Source organism: Teichococcus deserti, from assembly GCF_001982615.1.
Classification (GTDB): domain Bacteria; phylum Pseudomonadota; class Alphaproteobacteria; order Acetobacterales; family Acetobacteraceae; genus Pseudoroseomonas; species Pseudoroseomonas deserti.
On record NZ_MLCO01000269.1, the window covers coordinates 1 to 9,305 of the forward strand.

The 9,305-nt window shown below is 71.3% G+C and carries 8 protein-coding genes; 4 read left to right on the plus strand and 4 right to left on the minus strand.

All coding sequences use genetic code 11. The features are described 5' to 3' along the window. Window positions 1-141 precede the first annotated feature (141 nt). From purL to BKE38_RS23320, 4 genes are all read left to right on the plus strand, one after another. On the plus strand, window positions 142-2,355 hold the full coding sequence (purL, locus tag BKE38_RS23305) for a phosphoribosylformylglycinamidine synthase subunit PurL (RefSeq protein WP_076959621.1): 2,214 nt from the start codon (window positions 142-144) through the stop codon (window positions 2,353-2,355). Window positions 2,356-2,394: 39 nt separating this feature from the next. Next, window positions 2,395-2,625 carry a BolA family protein gene (locus BKE38_RS23310; RefSeq protein WP_076959622.1) on the plus strand — a complete coding sequence of 77 codons (231 nt, stop codon included), beginning with the start codon at window positions 2,395-2,397 and terminating at the stop codon, window positions 2,623-2,625. 12 nt (window positions 2,626-2,637) lie between these two features. After that, complete coding sequence (grxD, locus tag BKE38_RS23315) at window positions 2,638-2,976, plus strand: Grx4 family monothiol glutaredoxin (RefSeq protein ID WP_076959623.1); 339 nt, start codon at window positions 2,638-2,640, stop codon at window positions 2,974-2,976. 79 nt (window positions 2,977-3,055) lie between these two features. After that, the gene (locus tag BKE38_RS23320; protein ID WP_076959624.1) at window positions 3,056-3,847 is read left to right on the plus strand and encodes a hypothetical protein; all 792 of its coding nucleotides are present in this window, start codon (window positions 3,056-3,058) and stop codon (window positions 3,845-3,847) included. A 46-nt stretch (window positions 3,848-3,893) separates the two neighbouring features. Here BKE38_RS23320 and BKE38_RS23325 read toward each other — a convergent pair whose 3' ends face one another. The 4 genes from BKE38_RS23325 to BKE38_RS32355 all read right to left on the minus strand — a co-directional run. Further along, the gene (locus tag BKE38_RS23325) at window positions 3,894-5,243 is read right to left on the minus strand and encodes an MATE family efflux transporter (RefSeq protein WP_076959625.1); all 1,350 of its coding nucleotides are present in this window, start codon (window positions 5,241-5,243) and stop codon (window positions 3,894-3,896) included. Window positions 5,244-5,309: 66 nt separating this feature from the next. Next, the gene (locus BKE38_RS23330) at window positions 5,310-6,032 is read right to left on the minus strand and encodes an aspartyl/asparaginyl beta-hydroxylase domain-containing protein (protein ID WP_076959626.1); all 723 of its coding nucleotides are present in this window, start codon (window positions 6,030-6,032) and stop codon (window positions 5,310-5,312) included. A gap of 438 nt (window positions 6,033-6,470) precedes the next feature. Continuing rightward, a complete protein-coding gene (locus tag BKE38_RS23335; protein WP_076959627.1) occupies window positions 6,471-8,255 on the minus strand; it encodes an SLC13 family permease in 1,785 nt (594 codons plus the stop codon). Window positions 8,256-8,322: 67 nt separating this feature from the next. Further along, window positions 8,323-9,305, minus strand: a 983-nt coding sequence (locus BKE38_RS32355) for a class I SAM-dependent methyltransferase (protein WP_165694267.1), incomplete at its 5' end; no start/stop codon positions are given.

The window sequence follows — 9,305 nt, forward strand, 5'->3', positions numbered from 1 at the left end:
CTGGAAACCCCGCCTTTCCGCGCTAACCTCCCTGTTGCGGGCGGCCCTCGGCCGGACGCGCATCAGCCGTTCCGTCTGCTGGGGGTGGCCATGACCAAACCAGCACTGGACAACGGCGCCCGCCCTGTCGAAAAGCCGTCCATGTCCAGCACGACCCCTGCCCTCCTCGCCCCCGAACGCGCCCAGCAGCTCGCCGCCGAATTCGGCCTGAAGCCGGACGAGTATGACCGCGTGCTGGCCATCCTCGGCCGCGCGCCCTCCCTCACCGAGCTCGGCATCTTCTCGGTGATGTGGTCGGAGCACTGCTCCTACAAGTCCAGCCGCGTCTGGCTGCGCCAGCTGCCGACCAAGGCGCCCTGGGTCATCCACGGCCCGGGCGAGAATGCCGGCGTCATCGACATCGGCGAGGGCCTGGCCGCCATCTTCAAGATGGAAAGCCACAACCACCCGAGCTTCATCGAGCCCTACCAGGGTGCGGCGACCGGCGTCGGCGGCATTCTGCGCGATGTCTTCACCATGGGCGCGCGCCCCATCGCCAACCTGAACGCGCTGCGCTTCGGCAACCCGGCCCTGCCCAAGACCCGCCAGGTGCTGGACGGCGTGGTGCGCGGCATCGGCGGCTACGGCAATTGCGTGGGCGTGCCCACCGTGGGCGGCGAGGTGAATTTCCACCCCGCCTACAACGGCAACCCGCTGGTCAACGCCATGACCGTCGGCATCGCCCGCACCGACAAGATTTTTCTCAGCGCGGCGGCGGGCGTGGGCAATCCGGTGGTCTATGTCGGCTCCAAGACCGGCCGTGACGGCATCCACGGCGCCACCATGTCCTCGGCCGAGTTCAGCGCGGATTCGGAGGAGAAGCGCCCGACCGTCCAGGTCGGCGACCCGTACGCGGAGAAGCTGCTGATCGAGGCCTGCATGGAGCTGATGGCGACCGACGCCATCGTCGCCATCCAGGACATGGGCGCGGCCGGCCTGACCTCCTCCAGCGTCGAGATGGCCGGCAAGGGCGGCGTCGGCATCGAGCTGAACATGGAGAAGGTCCCGCAGCGCGAGACCGGCATGACCGCCTATGAGATGATGCTCTCCGAGTCCCAGGAGCGCATGCTGATGGTGCTCAAGCCCGGCGAGGAGCATGTGGCCGAGGCCATCTTCACCAAGTGGGAGCTGGACTTCGCCGTCATCGGCCATCTGACCGACACCGGCCACATCGTCATCCGCCACAATGGCGAGATCGAGGCCGATATCCCGCTCGCCCCGCTGGAGAGCGAGGCCCCGCTCTACCACCGCCCCACCACCGAGACCCCGAAGCAGCCTGTGCTCGACGCCGCGACGGTGGCCGACCCGATCGGCCTGCAGGCGGCGCTGGAGAAGCTGATCGGCTCGCCCGACCTGTGCTCGCGCCGCTGGATCTGGGACCAGTATGACAGCACCGTCGGCGGCCAGACGGTGAAGCGCCCGGGTGCGGCGGATGCCGCCATCGTCCGGCTCGAGGACAGCAAGCGGGCGCTGGCCATGACCACCGACTGCACCCCGCGCTACTGCGCCGCCGACCCGGAGGAGGGCGGCAAGCAGGCGGTGGCCGAGGCCTGGCGCAACATCACCGCGACCGGCGCCCTGCCGCTGGCGGTGACCGACAACATGAACTTCGGCAATCCCGAGAAGCCGGAGATCATGGGGCAATTCGCCGCCGCCGTCCGCGGCATGGCGGCCGCCTGCACCGCGCTCGACTTCCCGGTCGTCTCCGGCAATGTCTCGCTCTACAACGAGACCGAGGGCCGCGGCATCCTGCCCACCCCCGCGATCGGCGCTGTCGGCGTGATCGAGGATGCGGCGAAGGCCATCGGCTATGGCCTGGCCCCCGGCCTCGAGCTCGTCCTGCTCGGCGAGACGCAGGGCTGGCTCGGCCAGTCGCTCTGGCTGCGCGAGGTCGCCGGCCAGGAAGCCGGCGCGCCCCCGCCCGTGGACCTGGCCGCCGAGCGCCGCAACGGCGATTTCGTCCGCGCCCAGATCCAGGCGGGCAAGCTCGCCGCCTGCCATGACCTGGCCGATGGCGGCCTGCTGGTCGCCGCCGCCGAGATGGCCATGGAAGGCAGCGCCGGCGCCACGCTGACGGCCGCCCCCGCCGGCATCCCCGCCCATGCCTGGTTCTTCGGCGAGGACCAGGGCCGCTACCTGGTCGCGACCTCTGACGCCCTGGCCCTGCTGGAGGCCGCCCGCGCCGCCGGCATCCCCGCCCAGCGCATCGGCCGCTCCGGCGGGGGGGACTTGGTTGTCGAGGGCAGCCTTGCCATATCCGTGAGCGATCTGCGGGCGGCGCATGAGCGCTTCCTGCCGGCGCTGATGGCCCAGTAAGAACGACCAGTAAGCACAGAGACGGACAGGAGACCCCGCATGGCAATGCCCGCTGGCGAGATCGAGGCCCTGATCAAGGCGGCCCTGCCCGACGCCCAGGTCACCATCGAGGATCTGGCGGGGGATGGCGACCACTACGCCGCCACCGTCGTCTCCGAGGCCTTCCGCGGGCGTTCGCGCGTGCAGCAGCACCAGCTGGTCTATGCGGCCCTGCAGGGCCGCATGGGCGGCGCGCTCCACGCCCTCGCCCTGCAGACCTCTGCCCCCTAAGGAACCGCCCCGATGAGCAACCCCGTCTTCGACCGCATCCAGTCCGAGATTTCCGAGAACGCCGTGGTCCTCTACATGAAGGGCACGCCGGTCTTTCCGCAGTGTGGCTTCTCGGCCCGCGCCGTGCAGATCCTCAGCCACGTCGGCGTGCCCTTCAAGGGCGTCAACGTGCTCGAGGATGGCGAGCTGCGCGAAGGCATCAAGTCCTTCACCAACTGGCCGACCATTCCCCAGCTCTATGTGAAGGGCGAGTTCGTCGGCGGCTGCGACATCCTGATGGAGATGTTCCAGAACGGCGAGCTGACCGCGCTCCTCGACGAGAAGGGCGTGCCGCACCAGGCCGCCGCCTGACGTTGCTTCGGGCAGGGTGGGCGCCACGCCAACCCTGCCCGCCGTCACGGGTTACGTCACCAGTTCCGGAAAGGCGCCGATGACCCGCAACGACCTGCGTACCCTGCTGAACATCGCACTGCCCCTGGCCCAGCCGCTGGTCGGCGCCATGGCCTCGGTCTTCGGCATCGGCCACACCCAAGCCGAGATGTCCGCCCGCAGCCAGACCCCGGTGGTCCCGGCCGGCTATGCCTTCTCGATCTGGGGGCTGCTCTTCGCGCTCAGCATCGCCTGGGGCATCTGGCAGCTGCTGCCCTCCGCCGGGCGCGACAGCCTGGTGGCCCGGCGTCTGGGCTGGCCGCTGGCCGCGACCTTCGCCGGCTCGATCCTCTGGATGGTGCTCAGCCAGCTGACCGAGAATGGCTGGCACCTGGTGGCGGTGATGCTGCTGGTGCTCTCCGCCAGCCTGACCGCCTTCTTCGTCAACCGCCGCGCCGAGCATGGCCTGGCCGCCACCCAGGCCGAGCGCTGGCTGATCCGCCCGCTGGTCGGGCTGCTGGCCGGCTGGGTCTCGGTCGCGACCTTCGCCAATATCGCCGGCGCCGCCCTGGTCAGCGGCTTCTTCCCCAACCAGGGCGCCGGGCTGACTGTCGCCGCCGTGCTGATCCTGCTGGCCTGCGGCGGGCTGGTGCTGACGGTGCTGTGGATCGCCCGCGGCTCGCCCTGGTACGCCGCCGCCGTGGCCTGGGCGCTGGTCGCCATCCTCTATGCCAACACCGCCGGGCGGGACTTCAACCTCGGCGTGGCGATCACCGCCGGCGCGCTGCTGGCGGTGGTGCTGGCCATGGCCTGGCAGCGGGCGCGGAGGCCGCTGCAGGCGCAGTTCCGGTGATGATGGCGACAGCCTATCATTTCGATATGAGAATGTAAAGCCTGGTCTAGGCGGGGGCAGCCCTGCGCTCCCGCCAGACGCCGGGTCGCACCGAGGCCGCCGTCACCAGCCCATAGGCGGTGATGCCCAGCGCCACCGCCAGGAAGTAGCCCTCCATCCCCATGCCGGCGCCGGCCAGCAGCCACCCGCCGCCCACCGCGATGCCGAAGCGCGACAGGGCGGCGACCATCGGCCAGCGCATCTTCCCCGCCCCCATCGAGGCGAAGTACAGCGCCATGCCCAGCCCGAAGCCGCCGAAGGCCGGGCCGGTGAAGGACAGGGCGCGGGCCGCCAGCGCCTGCACCGCCGCATCCGCGGTGAACAGCCGGGCGAAGAGCTCCGGCATCAACCCGACCGACAGGCCCAGCAGGCTCGCCACCAGCAGCGCCATGCCGCCGCCGGTCCAGGCGATGCGCCGGGCGAGCCGCCAGTCCCCCGCCCCCGCCGCGCGCCCCACCAGCGCCGTCAGCGCCGAGCCGACGCCGAAGACCAGCGGCACGGTCAGGAATTCCAGCCGGGCGGAGATGCCATAGGCCGCGACCGCCACGGGGCCGTAGGCGGAGAGCTGCAGGGTGACCATCACCGTGGTCAGGTTGGCGATGGCGGCCAGGCCGCAGGCGACCAAGCCGACGGAGAGGATGCGGGAGAACAGCGCCCCCTGCGGCCGCATGCGCAGGCTCGGCAGGAAGCCGGCGCCGCCGCGCAGCACCACCACGGCCATGGCCAGGGCCGCGCCCCAGAAGACCGCGGCGAAGCCGATGCCAAGTCCGGCCAGGCCCAGCCCGGCCGGCTCGGCCAGCGCCCAGCCGAGGATCGGGAAGCCCAGCCAGGCGACGGTCAGGACGCGGGCGGCCAGGGCATGCCGCCCCCCGCCGCGCAGCACCGAGGCCAGGGTATTGGCCAGCCAGGCCGGCAGGGCGCCGGCGCCGAACAGCCACATGGCATAGGGGGCGGCGGCCTCGGCGACGGCCGCGCCGCCGATCAGCCCCAGCAGCGTCCGTGGGAAGCCAGCCAGCAGCAGGGCGAAGAGCAGCCCGGCAGCGACCGCGATCAGCAGCGCATGCAGCACCAGGGAGGAAGCCTCTTCCCGCCGGCCGGCGCCCAGGGCGCGCGCGATGGCCGAGGCGACCCCGCCCCCCATGGCCCCGGCCGACATCTGCTGCAGCAGCAGGGAAAAGGGCAGGACAACGGCCCATCCGGCCAGAGCGGCGGTGCCCTGGCGGGCTGCCAGCACGGTCTCGACCAGCTGCGCGCCCGCCTGCAGCACCGCGATCAGCGTCGTCGGCGCGGCCAGCGCGCCGATCCGCCGCAGCAGCTCGCCCCGCCCGGGCTGGCTCTCGCCAGGCTGTTCACCCATCCATCCGTCCCCCATCCCAGCCCGCGACTATCGGACCAGAACGAAGGGCGGACCAGGGGGCGCCGGTCAGTTCAGCAGCGGCGCCGGCGGCACATGCACCGGCTGCGAGACGTTCAGCGGGTTGCGCAGCACCAGCCCCGGATCCGGGTAGTAGTCGACGAACAGGTTGATCCGGTTGGCCTTGCCCTTGTTCTTCACCGAGTGGCGCACCCGGTTGTTGAAGTCGTAGGCATGGCCCTTGAGCATGGTGAATTTGCGGCCGTCGATCTTGTACTCGACCGAGGGCGTGCTGCTCAGCGAGATGTGGATGCGGTGCGCGCGGGCCGCCATCGGCTGGCCGTCGATATGCGGCGCGATGGTGCCGCCGCCCTTCAGCCGGACGAGCGCGAGGCGCGTCACCACGCCGCCCGGCCGGTAGAGCGGCCGGATGGCCTGGTCGATCACCGGCTGCAGCACCTCCTTGAACTCCAGCCAGTCCGGCATGGTGTAGACGGGCCAGAGGTCGGTGTCCTCGCGGCCGATCGGCATGAAGGGCGCGTGGTCGACGCCGCGCTGGCGGGCCCAGACCCAGACCAGGTCCTCGAAATGGCCGATGCCGGTGGCGCTGGCGGATGGGTGCCACTCGGTCTTCATCAGGATGTTGTCCGTCGCCGAATGCACGCCCGAGGCCAGCACGTCGCGGCGGAAGTTGTTGCCCGTCCAGTCATCCTCGGTCAGGCGGGCGATGCGGTCGAGCAGGCCGCCCACCTCGACGGTGCCGAGGTCGCGCAAGGGTACACCGATATCCATGACTTTCCTCCCCCACCCCCGTGGCGGGTCCCGCCCAGGCGCCGTCTGCGCACCGCGGAACCATTTCTGTCACAAAACTTTCAAGAATCACGGTCAGTAATCACCGACTCGATTCGGAGTATTCGGGCACGAGAGCCCCCGCTCCAGCCAAGCGCGACACCCGGTGGACCTCGAATCAAATTTCTGTTTTTAAATGATTTTCCACAGATCCAGGCAGTGTCCGGACGCAGAAATGCGCCCCGCGGCGGAACCGCAGATTTACAGAAGTTAATGAATCGAGTTCTTCGGAATGACCTGTTTTTCTTTCGGCCCTCTGCTTGACCGAAAGCCGGGCCGTCAGACAGCCCGGTTTGGCTGATAGCGGGTATCAGCTCAGATGATGGCCAGCGCCGGCTATCATGAGGGTCCGGTTTCCGTTAGCGACCAACGCCCGAATGGTCACCCCCACACCAGCATGATCAGCGGCGTCGCCAGGCCGAGGCAGAGCAGCGCCAGCGGCGCACCGAAGCGCGGATAGTCGGCGAAGCGGTAGCCGCCAGGTTCCATCACCAGTGTGTTGGACTGGTGGCCGATCGGGCTGAGGAAGGTGCAGGAGGTGCCGAGGCAGACCGCCATCAGCATGGCGTCCGGGCTGACGCCGGCGGCCTCGCCCAGGCCGAGCGCCAGCGGCGCCATCAGCAGGACGGTCGCGTTGTTGGCCATGATCTCGGACAGCAGCATGCAGGCCAGCATGGTGGCGCCGACCAGGGCCCAGCCCGGCAGCGCGGCGGCCGGGCCCGCCAGGCTGTCGACCAGCAGCTTCAGCGTGCCGCTGCCCTCCATCGCTTGGCCCAGCGGGAAGAGCGCGCCCAGCAGCACGATCACCGGCCAGTCGACGGCGCCATAGGCGGCCTCGGGCGTCGCCACCCGGCAGACCAGCATGGCGGCCAGCACCAGCGGGAAGGCGATATGGGCCGGCACCAGATCGAACAGCACCAGCACGATGCCGGCAATGAAAAGGCACCCGGCGAGCAGGGCCCGGGCCGGACGGCCCAGCGTCAGGCCGCGCTCGGCCAGCGGCAGCAGCGACAGCGCCTGGAAGGCGGCGGCGCGGCGGTCGCGCGCCACCTGCAGCAGCAGCACGTCGCCGCTGCGCAGGCGGATCCCGGCCATGCGCTCCGCCACCCGGCGGCCCTGGCGCGAGACGGCCAGCAGGTTCACCCCATGCTGGCTGCGCAGCCGCAGCGCCGCCGGCGACTGGCCGATCAGCGCCGAGCCGGGGCGCAGCACCACCTCGACCGCCTCCAGATCCTCGGCGACCAGGGCACGCAGGCCGGCCAGCGGCGTGCCATCCTCCGGCCTCGCCTCCTCGGCCAGGGCCAGGCCCGCGGCCTCGACCAGGCTTTTCAGCGCCTCGGGCGCGCCCTGCAGCAGCAGCACGTCGCCTTCCTGCAGCCGGGTCTCGCCGGCCGGGGCCAGGCTGCGGGATTCGCCGCGGAACAGGCCGACCACGGTGACGTCGCCCTCGCCCATCTCCTCCAGCAGGCGCAGCCGCAGGCCGATGGCCCGGCTCTTCGGGCCGAGCCGGGCCTCGGCCACGTAGTCGCCGGCATCGGCCTCGCGGGCGCCGCCGTCGCGGGCCGGCAGCAGGCGGGAGGCGAAGACCAGGTAGGCGAGGCCGGCCAGCGCCACCGGCAGCCCGACCCAGGCGAAGTCGAACAGGGCATAGGGGCCGAGCTCGGTGCGCTCGCGGCGGATCGCCGAGATGATCAGGTTGGGCGGCGTGCCGATCAGCGTCACCAGCCCGCCCAGCACCGAGCCGAAGGCCAGGGGCATCAGCGCCCGCGAGGCGCCATAGCCCTCGCGCCAGGCATTGCGCAGGGCGACCGGCATGAACAGCGCCAGCGCGCCGACATTGTTCATGAAGGCGGAGAAGCCGGCGCAGAGCCCGGTCTGCGCCGCCACCTGCAGCCGCGGCCGCCCGCGCATGCCGCCCAGATGCCGCAGCAGCAGGTCGACGGTGCCCGCCATCTGCAGCGCGCGGCTGATCGCCAGCACGGCGGCCACGGTGATCACCGCGGGCTCGGCAAACCCCAGGAAGGCCTGCTCGGCATCGGCCTGGCCGGTCAGCACCAGCGCCAGGAGCAGGAGCAGCGCCACCAGGTCGTAGCGCAGCCAGGGCGTCAGGAAGCCGGCGAGCGCCAGCAGGGTCAGGCCGGAGACGATGATCTGGTCGGTGGTCAAGGCAGGCGTCCCCGCGGCGGTGCAGCCCGGGCTTAAGCCGCCGGCCGCCCGCGCGGTTTCGCCGGGGTCAGCGCCCCTTGCGGATCATCAGCCCGATCGAGGTGGAGACGAAGCGCCGCAGCTCCAGCTTCAGATGCGGCTTGCCCTCGGCGCTCAGGAAGGGCGGCAGGTCGATCACCGCGTCCAGCTCGCTCTCGCCCGGATGCAGGTTCAGCGGGAAGACCTCGTGGCCGGCGGCATGCATCCGCGCCAGGAAGGCCTCGATATCGGGCTTGCGATAGATCGAGCAGCCGGGATGCTCGAAGGTCGCCGTCTCCGAGCTCAGGTTGAACTCGGTGGTGTGGACGGCGAGGCCCCCGGGCCGCAGGCAGCCGAGGCTGGCCTCGATGAAGTCCAGCCCGTGCTTCAGCGAGCCCAGATGCTCCAGCGCGCAGGCCGACCAGGCGATGTCGAAGCCGGCGAGGTCCCCGGGGATGTTGTTCATGTCGACGCCGCGATGCGACACGCGCTGGATGAACCGGGCTTTCGGCAGCAGCTTCGGCCGGTGCAGAGTCATGACGTCGGCGCTGTGCTGGCCGCCCTGGGCCCAGCCCTGCGCCACCTGCAGCTCCAGCGGCGCGTCGGTGGCCAGCACCTGCAGCCCGGCCGCGGCCAGGGCCGAGGGCAGCGGCTCCCGCCCGGTGCCGAAGCCGATGGCGCGCAGCCCCGGCTGCAGCAGCCCGGCCTCCTCGATGGCGGCCAGGATGTAGCAGAATTCCCAGTTCTTGCGGTGCCGCCGGCCGATCGACTGCATGCCGAGGCGCGTCGCCAGCCGGGCATAGGCCGGCTCCTCGAACTGCGCGGCGGTGCAGAGCTGCGACACCGGCCGCGCGATGGAGGGCGGCGCGAAGCGGTGCGGCAGGCCCGCATCCGCCGGCGGCCGCAGCAGGAAGAGCGGCATGCGGAAATGGCTGCGCTCGGCGTCCGGCACCGGGGCCGGTTCGGCAAAGCGGGCGACCGGCAGCTCGGGGATGTCGGCGGGGTCGGGGGCGTCGGCGACAGGCGCGGGCG